Origin of the sequence: Cupriavidus basilensis OR16, from assembly GCF_000243095.1 — a bacterium.
Lineage (GTDB): Bacteria > Pseudomonadota > Gammaproteobacteria > Burkholderiales > Burkholderiaceae > Cupriavidus > Cupriavidus basilensis_D.
Genome location: NZ_AHJE01000015.1, coordinates 19,860 through 38,443, shown reverse-complemented (window position 1 = coordinate 38,443; position 18,584 = coordinate 19,860). Strand labels below are relative to the sequence as shown.

Below are 18,584 nucleotides of genomic sequence, written 5' to 3'. Positions count from 1 at the left end.
GATATCATTGGCATCGCCCGCGCCGCCGGATGCCCGCGCAGCGAATACCGCGATGCCGGTGCCTCAAATCCCTGGCATCAGGCTCAGTATCCCGATGCTTGCCCACCAGCCTCCTGCCCGGCGCGCATCTGCGTCACCACCTGCCGGGCGCCGGCCGCCATCAGGCGCGCGTCGGAACCAACGGTGACGAACTGGAAGCCTTGCTCGATCCGGCGCAATGCCGCTTCCGGTGCGCCGTTGTGGATGCCAGCGACCACACCGTGCGCCTTGGCGCGAGCCACCACGTGCGCGATTGCCTGCGCGACGGGCGGGTCGACATCGTCGAAGGTCGGGCGGCAACCGAGCGCCAGCGACAAGTCGGATGGGCCGATATAAACGGCATCGAGCCCCTTGACCGACAGGATGTCGTCCAGGTTATCCAGCCCTTGCTTGGTCTCGATCATCGCGAAGACGACGATGGTTTCGTTGGCGCGTTCGGGATAGTCGGGGCCGCCATACAGCATGCCGCGGATCGGCCCGAAGCTGCGCGAGCCCATCGGCGGGTAGTGGGTGGCGGCGACCAGGCGTTGCGCGTCTTCGCGCGTGTTGATCATCGGGCAGATCACGCCGTACGCGCCGGCATCGAGCACCTTCATCAGGATGCCCGGCTCGTTCCAGGGCACGCGCGCCACCGGCATGGTGTCGGTGGTGGAAATCGCCGTGAACAGGCTAAGGGCATCGCGGTAGTCCAGCGCGCCGTGTTGCAGGTCCACCGTGAGGGAGTCCCAGCCCTGGTGGGCCATGGTCTCCGCGGCAAAGCTGCTGGGGATGGACAGCCAACCGTTGACGACAGCTTGCCCATCCGCCCACATTTTCCGAATCCGGTTCTCGCGCATCGTGTCTCCAGTGGCTTAACTTATAAGTTATCGTACAACATGGGGCAAGTATAACCCTCGCCCGCGTGTCGTCAAGCGAAGGGGCAAGGTTAAGTGCGGTTTGGGAAAAGTTAGTGTGCTCGGAGAGGCCCGCGACAGGCGGGAGTCGCGCTGAGGCCATGACATGGCTCGCGTTGAGCCACGTCATAGTATGTCTGCCAGAGGCAAGACGTTCTAACGTCTTAACGCTTGCCCACGCGGAAAGCGATCTCGCCAACACCGGCCACACCGGCCGTCACTTCGTCGCCGGGCTGCAGCGCGCCGACGCCGGCCGGCGTGCCCGTGAAGATCAGGTCGCCCGGCGCCAGGGTCACGCTTTGCGACACATAGGCAATGACGTCGGCCACAGGCCAGATCAGCTCGTTCAGGTCGCCTTGCTGGCGCGCCTCGCCGTTGACCTTGAGCCACACCGGGCCTGCGCTGGGATGGCCGATGCTGGCCACGGGGTGCAGCGGGCCGCACGGGCCGGAGGCGTCAAAGCTCTTGGACCAGTCCCACGGGCGGCTCATCTTCTTGGCGGTGTCCTGCAGGTCGCGGCGGGTCAGGTCCACGCCCACGCCGTAGCCCCAGACCAGGTCGAGTGCTTGCTCGGGCTTGATGTCCGCGCCGCCCTTGCCGATCGCCACTACCAGTTCGATCTCGTGGTGCAGGTTTTCCGTGAGCGGCGGATACGCTACCGTGCCTTCGGCAGCCACGACGGCGTCGGCCGGCTTGGTGAAGAAGAACGGCGGATCCCGGTCAGGGTCATTGCCCATCTCGCGCGCGTGCGCGGCGTAGTTGCGGCCGACGCAGAACACGCGGCGGATGGGAAAGCGGGCGCTGCTGCCGGCCACGGCGACACTTGCCTGCGCGGCGGGCTGGATAACGAATTCGGTCATGTCTGGGTCCGTCTGGTACGAAAGCGGGGTGGGATTACTTCGCGAAGACCTGGCTGATGTCGCCAAAGGCCTTGAACTCCAGCGCGTTGCCCGACGGATCGAGGAAGAACATGGTCGCCTGTTCCGCACCTTCCTTGTGGCGGCGGAGACCGCGTCCTTTTCCGCCGCCGGCGCGCGCCTTGCCCTTACCCAGTCAGCGGTGAGCACCCAGATACGCCGGCTGGAGGAAGACCTTGGCTGCACGTTGTTCGACCGGGCCGGCAAATCGGTCGCGCTGAGCGAGGAGGGCCGCAAGCTGCTGCCGGAAGCCGTTCGCTTTGTCGAGCTATACGAGTCGATGAAGGGCCGCGCGCATTCGGCCTCCGACATCACGCCGCTGGAACTCGGCGCCGTCTCCACCGTGCAGGCCACGCTGCTGCCCGGTGCGATGAAGCGCTTTCGCGCCGGGTTTCCCCGGACGCACGTCAACATCGTCCCTGGCATGTCCACCCAGTTGCTCACCCAGGTCGACGCCCGCGAGCTCGACGTGGCGGTACTGATCAAGCCGAGGCTGGGCATTCCGCAGGAACTCAAATGGCTGCCGCTGATGCGCGAGCGCTTTGTCGGCATCGCGCCGGCGGGCTCGCCGCACGATCTCAAGGCGGTGCTGGCGGCCATGCCGTTCATCCGCTACAACCGGCATTCCATGGGCGGGCAGCTGGTGGACCGCTATCTGCGCCGGCATCGGTTATGGGTGGAGGAGGGCATGGAGCTGGACGAGCCCGCGGTGATCCTGCGGTTGGTCGATGAAGGGCTGGGCTGCGCGATCATTCCGGCCGCGCTGGTGCCGCTACGGGCCGCGCGTAATGTCATGGAGATACCGTTGCCCGGCGAACCCGTGTTCCGCGAGATCGGCGTGCTGGTCAGGCAGTCGGCGCTCAAGCGCGCGTCCATGGCGGCGCTGATCGATGCGCTGGTCGCCGAGACCGCGCACGCAGCAGGTTGATATTCCTCCCGGGGGCCGCGCGCCGCATTGCCGCGGCGCGCAAAAAAAAGCACCCCGCGCGGCGGGAGCACACGCGGGGCGACCAGGACGACTTGGCAACGCCCGCATGGGCGCGCCGGGCCAGCAAATCTGCATTTCCTCAGAGTTTCGGCTTCAGGCGCACCTCGTCGTGTTTCGTGAGGTGCGGCGGAATATTAAGCAGCGGGAAGGGGGATCAATGCGAAGAGGAGCAGGGCCATTGCGGCCTTATCCCGGCTTTAGGAACGAAGCGGGCCGGCCACGGGCGGAAGAACTGCCGCGTGCATCACCCGGCGGCGGGATGAAGTGTCCATTCGTGACACATTGAGCACATCGCTGTCATGTATTTGCAATGTGCAGTCATTCACTCTGCCCGGCTGGCCAGGCAGATCTGTCGCAAGGCCGCCACGGGCGCAACCCATTGGTCCGGCGTGTCGTAGTTGCCGGCGGTGACGGCCAGCACGAAGTAAAGGGATCAGGCAACCGGCGGCTCGTCCTGCAGAAAGCGCGCCGGGATGGCATCCTTGATCGGGAACATGGTGAAGTAGGGGCGGGCCTCGGCCAGCACGCGCGCAACCGCGGGACGGGCCACCAGCCGTTCGAAATAGGCGGCGAGGCACGGATGCGTCGGCGCGAAAGGCACTACCGCTGCCGCGTAGAACAGCGCTGGTTCCGCGGCGCAGTCCGCCAGCGAGAAGTGCTCGCCGACCATCCAGGTGCGGCTGGCCATGCGCTGCTCGATCATGTCGTAGGCGGTGCGCAGGGCGGCTTGGGCGTCCGCCACGCCGCGCGGGTCGCGCTCTGCCTCCGCCCGCAGCCTGTCGCCGACGATCTTCTGCATCGGCAGGTGCACGTAGAGGTCGAAGATGCGATCCCACAGCCGCGCCTCGCGGCGCTCGTCGTCGTCGGCCGGCAGCAGCGCGCGCGCGCCCGGGTAGTGCTGGTCGAGGTAGTCGATGATGATCGTGGTTTCCGGGAGCGTCGCGTCGCGGCTGTCGTCGCGCAGCACCGGCATCTTGCCGACCGGCCAGAGCGCCAGGAACGCGGCGCGCGAGTCCTTCTCGCCAAGGTTCACCACAACGCCGGAAAACGGCGTCTGGTTCTCGTAGAGCGCGATCAGCACCTTGTGGCAGAACGAAGACAGCGGATGGTAATGAAGCGTCAGGGCCATGATGGTTGCTCCTTGTCGTACAGGTACGGTTGTACCGCCTAGGTCGCGATCAGCTGCGGCGGGCGCGGGCGCGTGGCCACCGCGAAGGCGATCTGCGCCAGCCCGGCGGCCAGCCCAAGTGTCACTCCGATCTGCCATGCCAGGGTGTAGGAGCCCAGCGCATCGTAGACCAGTCCGCCCCCGAACGCGCCGACGAAGCTGCCGATCTGGTGGCTGAAGAACGCCACGCCGCCCAGCATGGCCTGCCAGCGCAGGCCGAAGGTCTGCGCGATCCAGCCCGCCACCAGCGGTGCCACGCCCAGCCACAGGAAGCCCATGACGGCGGCAAATACCAGCGTGCTGCCCGGCGTGGGCGCGGATGAAAAGTACCAGGCCAGCGCGAGCGAGCGCACGCTGTAGATGGTGCCGAGGAGCACGAGCTTGTTGACCCGTCCGCCGGCCCAGCCGAAGAACAGGCTGCCCAGCACATTGAAGCCGCCGATCACGCCAAGCGCCTTGGCGCTGAGCATCGGGTCCATCCCGCAGATGTCGAGATACGAAGGCAGGTGCGTAGTGAGGAAGACCAACTGCATGCCGCACACGAAATACGCGGCGCCCATGACCAGGAACGCCTTGTTCCGCAGCGCCGCGCCAAGCGCCTCGCGCGCATTCTGCTGCACGGCGCCGGGCAATGTGGGCAGCGGCAGGCGATCCACCTTGCCCGCGTACCACGCGGCCGGCAGCATCACCAGCGCAAGCAGGATAAAGGCCGCCAGCCCCACGCGCCAGCCGAACGACTGCGCCACCACCTGCCCGATCGGCGCTGCCACCAGGGCCCCAAGCGAGCCGGCGCCAGACACAATGCCAAGCACCGCGCTGCGCAGCGCCGCAGGCACCGGCCGCGCGGCCACCGCCATGGCAATGGCGCTGCCGGTGCAAGCCATCGACGCCCCGATCGCCACGCCGGCGCCGAGCGTGACGCCTACCATGCCGTGCGACGTGGCCAGCAGCGCCAGCCCCAGCACATAGAGCAGCGAGCCGCTCATCATCAACGGCCGCCAGGTTCTGCACCGCGATCGCGATCGTGAAATCCGACACCGAGATGCCGATGTCCTTGGTCAACGGTGGCATGAAGATGCCAAGGCTCTGGCGCAGGCCCATGGCCAGGCTCAGCATGACGGAAGCGCCGAGCAGGATCGGCAGGACGGGGCGGAGGTCGGACAGGCGAGGGGGCACGGTGGAACGGTCTCTGGCTTTGTATTGTTATTGTTTTCTTCTTTGTCGCGACCAGGCCGGCACACCAGGGGCAACCGTGAAGTCAGGTAGCCGTGAAGCGATGTGCAGGCTTGGTCGGATAACCCGAGCGAGGGTAAGTCCGGGCGCAAGCGCTGTCAATCTGGATACGGCAAAGGCTGGGTTCGGCTGGCCGGCGAGGTCAAGGCTTGTGCGCCGCCTCCCACAGCCCTTCCATCATCACCGGGTAGGCCACTGGCCTGAAGGCAGAGAACCGGATGCGCGTGTCCCTCTCTTATACGGACCACGGCAACCGTATGTCAAACCTCAGGACGTTGACGCGCCCGCCCTGGCCGCCGGGGCGAAGCGCTTGCGCTGCATCTCATCGGCAGCGCGGTGATACCCGGCCTCAAGCGTGGCGATGATGTCCGCCACGTGCTCGCTCGCATCGATGGAGCCGCATCCGTGGCCTGCGCCGCGAACATCGCGCCAGACCTTTACGTTGCCGTCCCCGGTACTGCGGTACTTGCTGGTTTCCTGGCTGAACGGCGGCAGGTTGTCGGGGTCCAGGTTTGCCTTGACCAGGCTTGCCCGCAGGTAATTGCCGTACACCCCGGTGAAGGTGTTGCTGTAGACGATGTCGGCCGCCGTGCTCTGGATGAGTTCTTCCTTGTAGACATCGCTCACGCACGACTCCTGCGCGGCGAGGAAGCGCGTGCCCATGTACGCGAGATCAGCGCCCATGGCCTGCGCGGCCAGGACGTCGCCGCCCGTGGATATGGCGCCGCCCAGCACGACGACGCCATCGAAGAAGCGCCGCACCTCGTTGATCAGGGCGAACGGGCTGCGGTCCCCGCCCTGGCCGCCGGCGCCGGCGGCCACCAGGATCAGGCCATCCACGCCCATCGAGGCGGCTTTCCTGGCATGCCGCACATTGGTCACGTCATGCAAGACCAGGCCACCGTAGGCATGCACTTCCTGGATGACTTCCATTGGCGGGGCCTTCAGGCTGGTGATGATGATGGGGACCTGGTGCTCAACGATGGTGACGAGGTCTTGCTCCCAGCGCGTGTTGAGCTTGCTCATGACCTGGTTCACGGCGAAGGGCGCGACCTTGCGCGCCGGGTCAGTCCGCCGCGCGGCGGCCAGCCGCTCGCGAATCTCCGCGATCCAGTCAGCAAGCTGCGCCTGCGGGCGCGCGTTGAGCGCCGGGAAGGCCCCCACGATGCCGTTGATGCATTGCTGGGCCACCAGTTCGATGCCCGAACTGATGAACATGGGTGACCCGATGATTGGCAGGCGAAGCGTATTGTTCAGCGCCGACGGAATGGCCATGGAATCTCCTTGCGGGATAGAGAGAGGGAGGAAGAACGCTTCGAAAAACTATACGAGCCGTGCGCCCGCCGCGTCCAATGCGCATTCGCGCTTTAATGATGCGAACCTCGCATGAAACGCGCCATACCGCCTGCCCTGTCTCTTTCGCATTGATTCCACTCTCACATCAATAAACCCCGAACCGTCATTGGACGCCCCCGGGGCGATATGAAATAGTCTGCGGCAGGACATCGCGCCGGACGCGATGCTCCCACGACCAGAACAATAACGATGGCAGGAGGAGATTTCGAGCATGAAGCAATCGCTTTTCGCGTTGGCTGCATTCAGCCTGTTCGCCGGTGTGGCGCAGGCCGATTCCAGTGTGACCTTGTACGGCGTGGTGGATACCAATATCGAGTACATCACCAATTTTTCCGGCGTCACGCCATCCGCGGCCAATGGCTTCGCCGCCGGCCCGGCCAGCAACGTGGCACGGATGACAGCGGGTGGGTTGTCCGGCTCGCGCTGGGGCCTGCGCGGCGTGGAGGAACTCGGCGGCGGCATGAAAGCCTTGTTCGTGCTGGAGAACGGTTTTGGCTCCGATGATGGCAAGCTGCAGCAAGGTGGCCGCCTGTTCGGGCGGCAGGCCTACGTGGGCTTGGAGAGCGCGAGCTTCGGCCGCGTTACCTTCGGCCGCCAGTACTCCACGCTGTTCAGCATGCTCGCCGATTTTTCCCCCACGGGCTACGCGAGCCAGTACGAACCCTTCGTGGCGTTGCTTGGCCTTAACGTCAGGTCGGACAACACGGTCAAGTACAACGGTGTCTTTGGGCCTGTCACCGCCATCGCGCACTGGAGTTTCGGCAACGGCGTTGCAGGTGGTGGCGAGGTGCCAGGGCAATTCCGCCGCGATACCGGCTACGGGGCGGGCGTGTCTTACGCAGCCGGCCCGTTCGGCGCGAGCCTTGCTTATGACCAGTTCAACCCCACGCTGAACGCGGCGGGCGGCACCGGCACGTTCAAGAAGGTCGGCGCTGCCGCTAGTTACACCGTGGGTGCCGCAAAGCTCATGGGTGGCTACCGCTGGGGCAAGAGCACTGACGCCAGCGGCGCTGCGATCCTGCGCGACGACTACTATTGGCTCGGCACCAACTACCAGGCCACGCCGGTGCTGGGTCTCACGCTGGCCTACTACTACGACGACGTAAAGAGTCTGGGCAGCGCGAACATCAAGAACCCGTGGCAAGTCTCGTTCATGATGGACTACAACCTGTCCAAGCGCACGGATGTGTACCTGACCACGGCCTATGCAAAGCACGCCGGCCTGGATTTCGATACCTCGGCGATCAGCTTCGCCAATGGCTATTTCCTTGGCGCGGGCAAGGACAGCATGCTGGGCGCGGCCGTCGGCATCCGTCACAAATTCTGATGCCGCGTGCATCCCAAGAGGACTGTATGAACATGATCTCGAATAGCCGGTTCCCAGCTTTCTCATGGACGCGCCGTGCGCGCCTCGCGGCGGCGCCCGCCCTCTTGCTGGGGCTTTCGGCCCTGGCGGCGGGTGCATCGGCGCAGCAGCCCGATGCATTTCCATCGCGTCCCGTCCGGGTCATTACGCCGTTCCCCGCGGGCGGGTCCACCGACAATTTTCTTCGCCCGCTTGCCATCCGGGTCGCCAGGATACTGGGCCAGCCCGTCGTGATCGAGCCCCGGCCGGGCGGCAACACGATCATTGCCACCAGCGCCGTGGCAAAGAGCCCCGCCGATGGCTACACCCTGTTGATCGCGGTCAACACGCTGCTGACCAACTCCGCGCTCTACCGCAAGCTGCCCTACAACACGGCAACCGATCTGGTTCCCATCGCCTACCTGGGCGAAGACGGCTTTGCGGTGGCGGTCAGCGGCACGCTGCCCGTGACGAACCTCGCGGGCTTTCTCGCCCTGGCCAGGACCAAGCCGGGTGGCCTCACCTACGGGACGTCGACGGTAGGCGGCACGACGCACCTGGGCCCGGTGCTGCTCGAACAGATGGCGGGGATCAAGCTGACACAGGTTTCCTACAAAGGTGGGCCGACCCTGCTCAACGACCTGGGCTCCGGCGTCATCGACATGACCTTCGATGGCTACACCGGGATGGCGCCGCTGCTGCCTACCGGCAGGGTCAAGGTGATCGCGCAAACGGGCCCGCGCCGCAGTCCTTCCATGCCGGACATACCATTGGCCTCCGAAACTCCGGGCATGGAGAAGTTCTCCCTGAAATTCCACGTAGGCCTGTACGCGCCGGCTGGCACGCCGGTAGCGGTCCTGCGCAAGCTGAACCTGGCGTTTCGCGAAGCGGTCGACGAAGAGATCAAGGCGAAGTCGCTGGCTTACAACCTCCAGCCGCTCAACCTCAGCGTGGAGGAATCCGCGCGGTACTTCCAGACGGAGCTGAAATTCTGGTCGGACGCGGTGCGCCATTCGGGCATCTCGATCGAAGAATAGAAGCCGTACATGCCGTACATGCCGTACATGCCGTACATGCCGTACATGCCGCAAAGGCACCAAGCCGATTAGCCAACTGAACTATGCATCCATCCTTTTTTGGAAAGACCGCGCCAGACGACGTGTGCGCCATTTTTGCGGACGACAACTCTTCGATGACGTATGGCGAGCTGGAGCGGCGAGCCAATCGCGGCGCGCGCCTGTTGAGGAGCCAGGGACTTCGCGCGGGAGATACGCTGGTCTTCTGCCTGGAGAACGATGCAGTGTTCCTGGCGGTCTGTCTCGCCGCGCAACGCATCGGCGTCTACTTCACGCCGGTCTCGACGCGGGCGACGGCGGAAGAGCTCGCCTACAGTACGTGGATAGCGGCGCCAGCGTGCTTGCCATCGCCGCGGGCAAGGCTGCGGCAATGCCGGGCCTGCCTGGCCTGCTTGATCCCGGTGTACGCCGCATTGCCTGCGCGGGAGAGGTGGCAGGCTACCTGGACTGGGACCACGCCGCCGCGGGATTTGACGACAGCGAACTCTCCGACCCGGCCTGCGGGGAGGTGCTGCTGTATTCGTCCGGGACCACGGGCAAGCCCAAGGGCGTCAAGCGTGCCACGATGACCCGCCCGTACGACAGCGCCGATCCTCGCCTGGCAGCGCTGATGCAGACCTGCACCCGCGACACGGTCTTCCTCTCCACGTCGCCGCTCTACCACAGCGCGCCGTTCCGGTATGCGTGCGCCGTCCTGGCAACGGGGGGGACGCTGATCGTGATGAAGCGTTTCGAGCCGGAGCAGGCGCTGGCACTGATCGAGCGACACCAATGCACGGCCAGCTTGTGGGTGCCAACCATGTTCTCCCGCATGCTGCGCCTGCCCGACGCCGTGAAACGGCGCTACCAGCTCTTGTCGATGACCCTGGCGGTGCACGGTGCCGCGCCTTGTCCGGTCTACGTGAAGGAGGCCATGATCGCGTGGTGGGGCCCGGTTCTCTACGAGGTGTATGCGGGCACCGAAGGTGTCGGCGCATGCGGCATCACGTCCCAGGAGTGGCTGCTGCACAAGGGCTCGGTAGGGCGCTCAACGCAGGCGCCCATCCACATCCTTGACGACGAATGGCATGCGTTGCCGGCGGGACAGGTCGGCATGATCTTCTTCGAGGGCACGGGCAATTTCAGCTATCACGGTGACGCCGCGAAGACCGAAAAGGTGACGAGCCCGCAAGGCTGGCGGACCTACGGCGACCTGGGTTACGTCGATGCCGAAGGCTATCTGTACCTGACGGGCCGCAAGTCATTCACGATCATTACGGGCGGGGTCAACGTCTATCCACAGGAAGTGGAGGATGTGCTAGGTGCCCATCCGGCGGTTGCGGACTGCGCGGTGTTCGGCATTCCGGACGAGGACCTCGGCGAGCAAGTCAAGGCGGTGGTGCAGACCGTAGCGCCGCACGACGCGGGCCCCGAACTTGGCCAGGAGCTGATCGCGTGGTGCCGCAGCAAGCTTTCGGCGATCAAATGCCCCAAGACAATCGATTTCGATCCCGCCCTGCCCCGTGAGCCCAACGGGAAGCTCTACAAGCTGCCGCTGCAACAGCGGTACGCGAGGCGCTAGTTCTACCAGTTTGACCAATCCCAAGGAGGCATATGTCAGATCAGGTCGTGTTGTATGAGGAGCGGGATCGGGTCGCGATCATCACGCTGAACCGTCCAGGCAAGAACCTGTTCAGCGATGAGGTTGTACAGAGGCTGCATGACTCGTTTTGCCGGCTCAACGAGGGCAGCGCGCGGGCAGGCGTCATTTGCGCCAACGGCGAGAACTTCACGATGGGGGCCGATCTCCGGGCCTTCCCCAAGGATATCGCTCGCAGCATCCCCAGCGCGGGCGCCCCGTCTGGCAAGCCGCTCGTGGCGGCCGTCAACGGCTGGTGCCTCGGTGCGGCGATGACACTGGTCCAAATGTGCGATCTGTGCGTGGCCACGGAGACGACCAAGTTCATGTACCCGGAAGCCAAGCTGGGCGTGTCGATGGGCATGATTGCCGGTCTGGCCGCGCGGATTCCGCACAAGGTCGCGATGGAGGTGATGTTGCTCGGTGGCGTGCTGCCGGCCCGGCGCGCTTATGAGGTCGGGCTGGTCAACCGGCTGGTGCCTGAAGGCGAACAGCTGAACGCAGCGCTCGAGTATGCGAGGGCATTGGCGGACAACTCGCCGCTGGTCATCGCGCGGCTGCGCAGGCTGGTCGATGCGGTGGTGCCGGACAGCCCAGCCGTGCAGGCCTATCGCTTGCAGAAAGAGCTGTCCTTCATGCTGGAAAGCGATGACCTGAAGGAGGGCATGGGCAGCATCGCGGAGAAACGCAGGGCGAACTTCGTTGGGCGATAGCAGCCACGGGTGCGGGCGAAGGCCCGCTCTCACGACTTTGCCGCAGCCCCGTCGAAGTACCGCGTCAGCATGCTGACCATGCTGCGGACCAGGGGCGACGTGGTGGATTTTCGCCACACGAACATATTCTCCAGGCAGAGCGCCAGGTCATCGATCTCTCGCAACGTCACGCCCCTGGGCAGCAGGTAGTTCCCGGCCAGCGGGTGGATGCCGACGCGGCCGTTGTCGATGATGTCCCGCAGGACCCGGTCGATGAAGTTGGACTCGTAGGCGACCGCGCCGAGCAGGCCGCATTGCGCCAACAAGGCATCCAGGTTCTCGCGCACCCGCGGCCAGGTCTTGGCGTTCACCAGGCTCAGTTCCTCCCCCCGCAGGTCCGCCATGGCCAGTGACGCGCGCTGTGCCAGCGGATGATCGTCGGGCAGGAGCACGCGGTAGCGGATCTGCTCGATCTGGATGACGCCCAGGCTGTCGTCCGCGATCGGGCCGCCGCAGAAACCGACGTCCAGGTCGCCATTGCGCACATAGAACACCACGTCTTGCGAAGGCATTGACTCGACGCGGCCATTCACGCTGGGAAAGGTCTGAAAGAACAGGTCGCTGAACGTCTGCCACTCGCCAAACCTTGAGGTTGCGCTAACGCCAATCAACAGCGAGCCGGCCAGGTCCGCATCCGTTGCGCCAATCTCCGCAAGCCCGGCTTGATAGCTGACCAGTGCCTCGCGCCAGTGGCGCGCCAGCGCCATGGCAGCGCGGGTAGGACGCACGAAGCGGGTGGTGCGCTCGAACAGCCGTTGATTGACCCGTTCCTCGATGGCGCTGATCTTGCGCGACAGGCCCGACTGGGTCAGGTGCAGTTTCTCCGCCGCGGCGTTGAAGTTGCGCTGCTCCACCAGCTCAAGGAATGCGTAGATGTGATTAATGTTTATCATGTTGAGCGGGCGGTATTGGTTGACTGGCCACCTGACAGACCGAACGCGCACGTTCGCGATCATTGTGCCATGGCACACGCAATTGGCCTCTTGGGGATGTCGAAAGTCCGCAACACCGCCATCCTGCCCGGCGCACTCTGTGTTCTGGCGCTTGCCCTGTCCGGCTGCGTTTCCCACTATCGGGTCGAGACCGGCACGCCCGCCGCCCGCATCCGGCTGGTGACCAACACGGACGACAACACGACCTTCAATGTGGTGGACGCCACCAAGTGCCCGAAGCCACCCAAGCCGCTGCTGCTGGGCGGTACGGGCAAGCAGCTGCCCGCGATGGGCACGGAGCACGACCTGGCCATGGTGGGCGCGTCGCCCGAGCCGCCCAGCCGCACGCGCGAGCGGTGGCTGGTGGCCGGGCAGCGCATCTACCTCACGGCAGCGGCCGCGGCGGCTGCCGCCGGCGAAGATCCCTATCGGTGCGCGGTTGGGGTTTCCTTTGTGCCGCTGCCGGGCTGGCAGTACGAGCTGCGCTACCAGCGCAACGCAGCGGCGAAGCGCTGCAGCGGCCAGGTGCTGCGGCTGGCTGGCAGGGACGGCCGCGAGATCGAGCCAGAGCCGGATCCCACGCAACTGGTCTTTCGCGGGTTCGAGGCCGACGCCGTCTGCGCGGCGCGGGGCCTTAGGGCTTCGCAGCCTTTGCGGCCGGCATGAGGCCCGCATAGGGCGCATCGGTCAGCGTGCGCAGGAATGCCACGAGATCGTCGATCTCCGCGTCGGTCATGGCCGGCGTGGTCCCCGCGCGCCGGTTCATCGGCGTCGAGTTGATATTGATATTGCCCCGATACGCCGCCGGCACGTCGTCGAACGTCCTGGCGCCGTGATACCACTTGCCCGGATCGGTCGAGCGTGTGTTGTAGAACGCCACCGCATCGCGCAGCGTGGTGAACACGCCGTTGTGCATGTAGCTCTGGCGCACCGCCACATTGCGCAGGCCGGGCGTGCGCAGATACCCGCACCACTGCTCCGGCTCGGGCCAGCGCAGGCGGCGGGCGGTGTCGCACAGGCCGTTGTCGAAGCGCTTGGGATCGCGGTTGGCGGCCAGCGCCCGATTGCGCGGCACGGCAATCGCGTCGTAGCCAAAATCCGTGAACAGTGAGCGCTCCGGCCGGCTGGCGGTGTCCGAGAGCGTGTGGCAGGTCATGCAGTTGCCCTTGTCCGGATTCTTGAACAAGGCCAGCCCGCGCCCTTCCGCCGGCGCAAGCGGCGTGCGATGGCGCAGGTAGTCGTCAAAGCGGGAACTGAACGGCGCCATCTCATCGCTCTGCAGGTAAGCCTCCAGCGCCTTGCCGAGCGCCAGCAGCATCTGCTCGGGATCGTCCTGCACGGCGGGGCCGAAGCGCGCCGCCAGCGCGGGCGCGAGCTCGGTCGCCCTGAGCTTGCGCAGCAGGCTGGCCGGGCTGCCATTGTTCATCTCGTTGGGATCGAGCAAGGGGCCGCGCACCTGCTCGGCGAGCGTATCGGCGCGGCCGTCGGCGAACAGGCCGCCAAAGGGCGAGGCGTAAGGCGCGTCGTCGTCCTGGTAGAAGTGCCGGCGCGGGATGTAGCGCACGTAGAGCAGCGAGGGCGCGTTGCGCAGGCTGAAGCGGCCCGACCGGCTGCCCTGCGGCACATGGGGGCCGGCCAGCGCCGCGGGCGACAGCGTCGGCGCGAATGCGCGCGCGGGGTCGTGGCAGCCGGCGCAGGACGTGCCGCGCGGCTCGGACAGGCGTGCATCGAAGAAGATGCGCTTGCCCAGCGCGGCCAGCGCCGGATCGGGGCGGAAGACGGCGGCGGTTGGGTCGACCTTGGCGGTGACCTTCGGCGTGCCGTTGCCGATGGTGCCGACCACGTCCGCGGGCGGAGCGCCGGGCATCAGCGCCAGGCCCGGCGCGGGCGCTGCCAGGACAGCGCCGCCAGCGCCCGCCGCAAGGCAGGTGGCGGCGAGGGCGGCACGCATGGCCCTGATCACGGCGCCAGGAAGCCGGTCTTGTCGCAGGCCAGCGTATTGGAGGTTTGCACGCAGGTAGCCATCAGCTTACCGGCCACGCTGTATGCCTTGAAGGTCCAGCCGGTGGCGGGCGACGCGTTGCGCTCCATCATCACGAAGCCAAAGCTTGCGCTGTGCGTGATCTTGTCGATGACGGTGCCGGGCGCGGGAATCGTGCCGGGCGGCAGCGGATCGGGCAGCGCCACGTCCAGGTTGTCGCCGCCGTTGCCGGAAACGATGGTGGCCGGGTGGCTGGAGGCAAAGTTGATGGCCTGGAAGTCATGCACGTGGCCGTGCAGCGCGACTTGCACGCCGGGCGGGTAGTAAGCCTGGGCGTTGGCGTTGCTCATGACCGACTGCAGCGCAAGGTTGCCCGGCGCCGGGTTGCTGCCCGCCACCGGCGCAAACGCCAGGATGGGATGGTGGTTCGTGAACATGGTGGTGGTCATGCCTGGCTTGGCGGCCAGCCAGCCCACCGTCTGGAACTGCTTCTGGTAGGCAAGGAACTGCGGGTCGGTAGTCGGCAGGGCGGCCTTGCCGGCCTTGGCCGAGTCGAACACGATGACCTGCGAGCCGGTGCCCAGCGCAACGGCATAGGGATCCGAGTAGTTGGCGTTGCCGTCGTTGGCGGGGTCGTTGCACGAGCGCGCGTCCGAGTACGGGCGCGGATCGAGGAAGCGGAACCAGCCCTGGCCGGCACGCGCGCATTCCTCATGGTTGCCGCGCACGACCACCCACGGTGCCTTGGCCATCAGTGCCGCGGCGGGCTTGAAGAGGTCGGCCTGCCAGGTATCCCAGCCATAGCCCCACGGCGAGCCCTGGCAGCCGGCGATGTCAGGCGGGCAGAGGTTCTCGCGGTAATGGTAGTCGCCAATATGCAGCACCAGGTCCGGGTTCATGCCGGCGGCGGTGGCGGCCAGGGCGGCAAACGGCCAGGCGGTGCCGTCGCTGCAAGGCTGGTAGGCGTTGTCCGCCTTCTTCAGGCGGCAACCGGTGTCGGCCAGCACCAGCACGCGTTGCGGCTGTGCCTTGGGCAGCGGCAGCGTCTGGCCGGCCACGCTGGCAGCGGCGGCGCCGGCCGGCAGCGTGGCCTCGCATACGGAGACCGGGAAATCCGACGGTTTGGAGTCGGCCGCGGCGCTGGCGGTGGTGCGCAGCGCCATCGTGCCGGCGCCGACCCGCAGCGCCATGCGTTGCTGCACGCCGTCCACCGTCAGCAGCGGGCAAAGGGCGTTCGAGGGCAACGCGCTGCCTGCGGCGGCGGCTGGCGCCGCATAGCTGGTGATGACGCGAGCGATGGCCTGGTTACCGTCACCGATCTCGACCCACGCGGCCTGGATGTTGGCATTGGCGCTGGGGGCATCGACGGACGGCGTGATCGGCGCGGGGGGCGCTGCGGCCGGCACTGCGTCCGTGCTGTCGCTGCCGCAGCCGTGCAGCACGGCGGCCGCAGCCAGCATGGCGAGGATGGCGCCGGCGCCCACGCGCATGGCCGGGCCGGCTTGCCGGTTCTTTATTCGATTGCCCATTGTTATATCTCCCTGTTATCCCTGATTGCGAGGCGGAAATATACGGTTGGGATGTTTCGGCACGATGAACGTTATGTGTCAGCCTGGCAGGCGCGGCCTTGCCTTGGCCTTGCGGGCAGGGCGCGGCGCGGCGCGGAGGGCTTCGGCCGCGGCCAGTTGCAGCTCGCGTGGCAGCGCGGTGATGGCCGAAAGAAAGAAGCGGCGCTCCGCCGGGCGCAGCTTGCCGAGCAGCCCGGCCAGGCGTTCCACCGTGGCAAACGCGGCAGGCGCCGCGCCATGCTCGAAGGCGTGGAACCAGCTGGCTTCCAGCAGCAGGTTGGCGAGTGGCAGGGTGCCGTAATGCACGTGGCCGGTGTCGTGCTCGTCGAGCGCAAAGCTGGCCAGCGATGACCAGCTGATAAAGCCCTTGGCGCGGGCAAAGGGCGCATGGAAGGGGCGCAGCGCGTCCACCGCCTCAGCCAGCAGCAGCGGCTGTTGCGCGCGAAACGTCTTGAGCGCCCCGCCGCCGTCCTGCGCGCAGTTGCCGCGCGCAATGCGCAGCAGGAAGATGATGTTCCACGCCGAGCCACCACCCACGCCAAAGCGGTCGCAGATCCATTCCGACAAGCCCAGCCAGCGCACGGCCTGGCGCTGCACCTGGCTCGCGGGCCACGCGCGCCCGGTATCGATCAGCGCGTGGTTCCAGAACAGCCACAGGCAAAGGCCGAGGTTGGCCGCCACGTGCTGCGCGGCATCCACCGAGTCCGCCTCGTAGGCGGCCTGCAGCGCGCCGGAGAAGCCTGCCATGGCCGCTTCGGCCGCTTGCCGGGCCGCCTGCGGCTGCGTTGCCATGTCGCGTACGGCCACCGTCTTGTGGATCAGTGCGCCGAGGTTGAGGGTTTCGAAGCGTACGCGCGGGTTGTAGCGCAGCACCGGCTGCAGCGCGGGGTCGGCCGCGAGGCCTTCCAGTTCCGCCTGCGCCGCCGCCATCTGGTTGCCGGCGTAGCGCTCCCAGGCCCGCACCACGCGCGCCATCGCGGCGAAGGTGGGCACCGCCGTGTCCACGGTGCCGGTGCCCACGATGCGATCAAAGCGTTGCAGCGCCGCGCGGCTGCGCGCGAGGTCGTCACCGCGCCGCCAGGCCAGGCTTTCCTTGAGCAGCGCGAAGGCGTGCTGGAAATCGTCGGTGGCGCAGCGCTGGGCGGCGCGCAGGGCATCCGCCACCCCGTTGCCGGCACTGCCGCCTGCAACACCGGCAACGCCCACGCCGTCCTGCATGCCGCGCATGGCTTGCGTGAGATGGCTCCAGTAGCTGATGTCGCGCATCACGTAGTCGACCGCGGGGTGGGCCTCGTCCCCCAGGCGGGCGGCGCGCCTCGTGGCGGCAGTGCCCAGCCCCACGAAGCGCGCCAGCGCCGCATCGTCAGCGCTGCGGCCATCCATGGTGAAGCGCACGCGCTTGCAGGCTGCCGGCTCGATCCAGAATGGCCCGCGGCTGCGGCGCGACGGGTTGAGCCCGGCTGTCCCCTGGTGGCGCTCCGGTCCCCAGCCCACCGGCACGCCCCAGCGCGCGAAGTCGGCAAACGCGCGCGAGACCAGCATGCGGATATTGGCGGCGTCGGGGAAGCGGGTTTGCAGGTGCACCGCCGGCAGGCTGGCCCCGCCGTTGCGTGCGGCCGCGCAGATGGCGGCGAGCAGCCACAGGCTCTGGTAGCGCGCGGGCTCGCCGTTGACGAGATAGGGGGCGGAAAGCGCGACGGTGAGAGCGGGCTGGCGCATGGGGGATGGTGTGGCGGACGTAGGCTGGATTGTGCCATCAGCCACGAGGACGAGGCCGAAGACGCCATGTTACGCAGGTTACAGTGAGTGGGCTTGGCGTCTTGCCGCCGCGCTTCTATGCTCCGGTTCGTGCGCAGGCCTGGCCAGCCATTTCGGCCGCGCTAACAGGAATCACGGAGATAATCTTGAAGCCAATCGGCATCTTCAGCGCGCTCTGCGCGGCGCTGTTCCTCTCAACCGCCCGTGCCGAGGTACTGTGCACGGTCCTGGCCGATGGCGGCACCGGCAAGCTGATCAAACAGGAAGGCACCTGCGACAAGCGCGTGACCGCCGCATCGACGTTCAAGGTGCCGCTCAGCCTGATGGGCTTCGACGCCGGCCTTCTGATGGACGAGCATGCGCCGGCCATGCCGTATCGCGAAGCATATCGCGAGAGCAACCCCGCCAAGCGCGTCACCACGGATCCGCAGCGCTGGATGCAGACCTCCGTCATCTGGTACTCGCGGCAGGTGACGCAACAACTCGGCGAAGCGCGCTTTCGGCGCTACATGAGCGCGTTCCAATATGGAAACGGCGACGTCTCCGGCGACCCCGGCAAGCACAATGGGCTGACGCATGCATGGTTGAGCTCGTCGCTGAAGATCTCGCCGCTGGAGCAGGTCGCCTTCCTGCAAAATGTGGTGAATCGCAAATTGCCCGTCAGCGCGCATGCCTACGACATGACGAGCCGGATCATGGCGCTCGGCGAGTTGCCAAACGGCTGGTCCGTTTACGGCAAGACCGGCACCGGCGCACCGCGCCAGGCCGATGGCGCCGAGGACTGGAGCCACGGCTACGGATGGTTTGTCGGCTGGGCGGCGAAAGACGGCCGGAACGTGGTCTTTGCCCGCTTGATCCAGGATGAAAAGAAGGAGCCGGTCGGCGCCGGCCTGCGCGCGCGTGATGCGTTCTTGCAGGCTCTGCCGGGATTGCTGGGGCCGCTCCAGGCTCGCTGATCCA

Annotated in this window: 15 protein-coding genes and 3 pseudogenes; 8 read left to right on the top strand and 10 right to left on the bottom strand. The window is 66.6% G+C overall.

The genetic code is table 11. The features are described from left to right. Window positions 1-83 precede the first annotated feature (83 nt). The 3 genes and pseudogenes from OR16_RS05460 to OR16_RS47635 form a co-directional block, all read right to left on the bottom strand. On the bottom strand, window positions 84-875 hold the full coding sequence (locus OR16_RS05460; RefSeq protein WP_043418590.1) for an HpcH/HpaI aldolase family protein: 792 nt from the start codon (window positions 873-875) through the stop codon (window positions 84-86). 221 nt (window positions 876-1,096) lie between these two features. Next, complete coding sequence (locus OR16_RS05455) at window positions 1,097-1,792, bottom strand: fumarylacetoacetate hydrolase family protein (RefSeq protein ID WP_006156965.1); 696 nt, start codon at window positions 1,790-1,792, stop codon at window positions 1,097-1,099. A gap of 34 nt (window positions 1,793-1,826) precedes the next feature. Next, window positions 1,827-1,925: pseudogene (locus OR16_RS47635) on the bottom strand (VOC family protein); the annotation flags it as partial. Between the two features lie 3 nt (window positions 1,926-1,928). On the opposite strand from OR16_RS47635, the gene OR16_RS05450 reads away from it, so the two are divergent. Next, entirely contained in the window at window positions 1,929-2,777 is an 849-nt protein-coding gene (locus tag OR16_RS05450; RefSeq protein WP_006156963.1) for a LysR family transcriptional regulator, read from the top strand. 493 nt (window positions 2,778-3,270) lie between these two features. On the opposite strand, the gene OR16_RS05445 is transcribed toward OR16_RS05450, so the two are convergent. The 3 genes and pseudogenes from OR16_RS05445 to OR16_RS05435 all read right to left on the bottom strand — a co-directional run bounded on the left by OR16_RS05445 (window position 3,271) and on the right by OR16_RS05435 (window position 6,513). After that, window positions 3,271-3,966, bottom strand: coding sequence for a glutathione S-transferase family protein (locus tag OR16_RS05445; RefSeq protein ID WP_006156962.1), 696 nt, complete (start codon window positions 3,964-3,966; stop codon window positions 3,271-3,273). Between the two features lie 38 nt (window positions 3,967-4,004). Continuing rightward, window positions 4,005-5,121: pseudogene (locus OR16_RS05440) on the bottom strand (MFS transporter). 384 nt (window positions 5,122-5,505) lie between these two features. Further along, window positions 5,506-6,513: an NAD(P)H-dependent flavin oxidoreductase gene (locus OR16_RS05435; RefSeq protein ID WP_006156960.1), complete on the bottom strand. Its 1,008-nt coding sequence runs from the start codon at window positions 6,511-6,513 to the stop codon at window positions 5,506-5,508. A gap of 292 nt (window positions 6,514-6,805) precedes the next feature. On the opposite strand from OR16_RS05435, the gene OR16_RS05430 reads away from it, so the two are divergent. From OR16_RS05430 to OR16_RS05415, 5 genes and pseudogenes are all read left to right on the top strand, one after another. Continuing rightward, window positions 6,806-7,921, top strand: coding sequence for a porin (locus tag OR16_RS05430; RefSeq protein WP_006156959.1), 1,116 nt, complete (start codon window positions 6,806-6,808; stop codon window positions 7,919-7,921). A gap of 104 nt (window positions 7,922-8,025) precedes the next feature. Next, complete coding sequence (locus OR16_RS05425; protein WP_158001331.1) at window positions 8,026-8,976, top strand: Bug family tripartite tricarboxylate transporter substrate binding protein; 951 nt, start codon at window positions 8,026-8,028, stop codon at window positions 8,974-8,976. Window positions 8,977-9,059: 83 nt separating this feature from the next. Then, a pseudogene (locus OR16_RS48105) lies at window positions 9,060-9,299 on the top strand (AMP-binding protein); the annotation flags it as partial. A gap of 53 nt (window positions 9,300-9,352) precedes the next feature. After that, complete coding sequence (locus tag OR16_RS05420; protein ID WP_237716938.1) at window positions 9,353-10,576, top strand: AMP-binding protein; 1,224 nt, start codon at window positions 9,353-9,355, stop codon at window positions 10,574-10,576. Between the two features lie 32 nt (window positions 10,577-10,608). Beyond that, window positions 10,609-11,346 carry an enoyl-CoA hydratase/isomerase family protein gene (locus tag OR16_RS05415; protein ID WP_006156956.1) on the top strand — a complete coding sequence of 246 codons (738 nt, stop codon included), beginning with the start codon at window positions 10,609-10,611 and terminating at the stop codon, window positions 11,344-11,346. A gap of 29 nt (window positions 11,347-11,375) precedes the next feature. Here OR16_RS05415 and OR16_RS05410 read toward each other — a convergent pair whose 3' ends face one another. After that, the gene (locus tag OR16_RS05410; RefSeq protein WP_006156955.1) at window positions 11,376-12,278 is read right to left on the bottom strand and encodes a LysR family transcriptional regulator; all 903 of its coding nucleotides are present in this window, start codon (window positions 12,276-12,278) and stop codon (window positions 11,376-11,378) included. 96 nt (window positions 12,279-12,374) lie between these two features. Here OR16_RS05410 and OR16_RS05405 point away from each other — a divergent pair, with 96 nt between their 5' ends. Beyond that, the gene (locus tag OR16_RS05405) at window positions 12,375-12,983 is read left to right on the top strand and encodes a hypothetical protein (RefSeq protein ID WP_006156954.1); all 609 of its coding nucleotides are present in this window, start codon (window positions 12,375-12,377) and stop codon (window positions 12,981-12,983) included. Here the strand turns inward: OR16_RS05405 and OR16_RS05400 are convergent. The 3 genes from OR16_RS05400 to OR16_RS05390 all read right to left on the bottom strand — a co-directional run bounded on the left by OR16_RS05400 (window position 12,952) and on the right by OR16_RS05390 (window position 17,585). Beyond that, window positions 12,952-14,268 (bottom strand): cytochrome-c peroxidase, encoded by a 1,317-nt coding sequence (locus OR16_RS05400; RefSeq protein ID WP_006156953.1) that lies wholly within the window; start codon window positions 14,266-14,268, stop codon window positions 12,952-12,954. The two genes, OR16_RS05405 and OR16_RS05400, sit on opposite strands and share 32 nt — an antisense overlap. A gap of 8 nt (window positions 14,269-14,276) precedes the next feature. Further along, window positions 14,277-15,788, bottom strand: coding sequence for a metallophosphoesterase family protein (locus tag OR16_RS05395; protein WP_043418584.1), 1,512 nt, complete (start codon window positions 15,786-15,788; stop codon window positions 14,277-14,279). A 117-nt stretch (window positions 15,789-15,905) separates the two neighbouring features. After that, on the bottom strand, window positions 15,906-17,585 hold the full coding sequence (locus OR16_RS05390) for a hypothetical protein (protein WP_006156951.1): 1,680 nt from the start codon (window positions 17,583-17,585) through the stop codon (window positions 15,906-15,908). A gap of 185 nt (window positions 17,586-17,770) precedes the next feature. Between OR16_RS05390 and blaOXA the strand changes: the two genes are divergently transcribed. Then, complete coding sequence (blaOXA, locus tag OR16_RS05385) at window positions 17,771-18,580, top strand: class D beta-lactamase (protein ID WP_006156950.1); 810 nt, start codon at window positions 17,771-17,773, stop codon at window positions 18,578-18,580. The last annotated feature ends 4 nt before the right edge of the window (window positions 18,581-18,584 follow it).